This window comes from Vibrio sp. Vb1554 (genome assembly GCF_033344235.1).
The window spans coordinates 1-1,129 of the sequence record NZ_JAWPOJ010000359.1 but is presented as its reverse complement, the minus strand read 5'-3'; the positions used below and the strand labels follow the sequence as shown (position 1 = coordinate 1,129).

Genomic DNA, 1,129 nt, shown 5'->3' with positions numbered 1-1,129 from the left:
GAGTATGACCGTTGTGGATGAAAATCACCTAGTCCTGCCGCTTGGTACGTTTGGGCGTTCAGAGACAGGATTAGTCAGTCAAATTGGGTGGGATGGGTTTACCTACTTTGAAGGTGTTGACCCGGGCAGTTACATTCTGTTTTATCCTCAAGGGCAGTCACCATGTAAAGTTTCAATTGAAGGGTTGTATGAGCGCGAGAGTCAAACAATACAAACACTGAATAGTCAGGTTTGCCTCAAAACAGAAGATGAGGCGGCACTATGATTTTGCATCGCTGGCTGGCTAGTCTACTTCTCTTTTTCTCCTGTTCGACAATGGCATGTGAGATCACGGCGCTAACACCTTCAATCCAGTTTGGTAGCGTTTCCTCATTTACGGTGTCGAGCACTCAGCAACAAAGTTCAGCCCAGCCGCATGCGGGGATAACATGTGACTTTTCGACACTTGTGTCGTTGTTGAGTGGCGACTATGTGTCCGTCACATTTACCAGCCTCAATGGTGGGCAGATGACCACCCAAGGAGATGCCAGTTCGGTAATTAACTATCAGATCTTTGGCGATTCAAGCCTTTCAGAAGAGTATGTTTTTGGCCAATTGTACACCTTCACAGACACCGACTTGTTAGATTTGTTGGGGCTGTTTGGAGACCAAGTTGAGTTCCCTCTTTATGCTCGGACGGGAGCTGGAAGTAACCTTTCGGCCGGAACTTATACAGACCAAATTATGGCGTCTTGGGATTGGAATTACTGCAAGGGCGTAGGTCTACCAGGAGTATGTATTATTCGGAATGAGGGGAGTGCTCAAAGTACTATTACGGTCGAGTTGGAAGTGACTCCCGACTGTATGATCACCGCGCCGGATATTGATTTTGGTTCATCCCCATTGGTGGCGGGCTTCGATCCCGTTAGTCAGGTTATATCGTTAACTTGTACCAAGAACAGTTCCTTCACCATTGGTTTAAACGATGGCGTAAATGCTTCAGGAGGCCAACGAAGGATGGCATCTGATGGTAACTATTTGGAATATGAAATCTATAAGTCTTCATCGACGGAGCGCTGGGGCTCGGCTGGTGCAGAGCGCCGCGAACAGAGCGATGTCGATACTGGCGATGCCATTCCGGATGGTATCA

General features: G+C 47.8%; 1 protein-coding gene and 1 pseudogene. Both read left to right on the top strand.

The window, feature by feature from the left end:
- Window positions 1-265 (top strand): annotated as a pseudogene (locus R8N28_RS26285) (fimbrial biogenesis outer membrane usher protein); the annotation flags it as partial.
- The coding region (locus R8N28_RS26280) for a spore coat protein U domain-containing protein (RefSeq protein WP_318183793.1) at window positions 262-1,129 on the top strand (868 nt) is incomplete at its 3' end. The pseudogene R8N28_RS26285 and the gene R8N28_RS26280, both read left to right, overlap by 4 nt.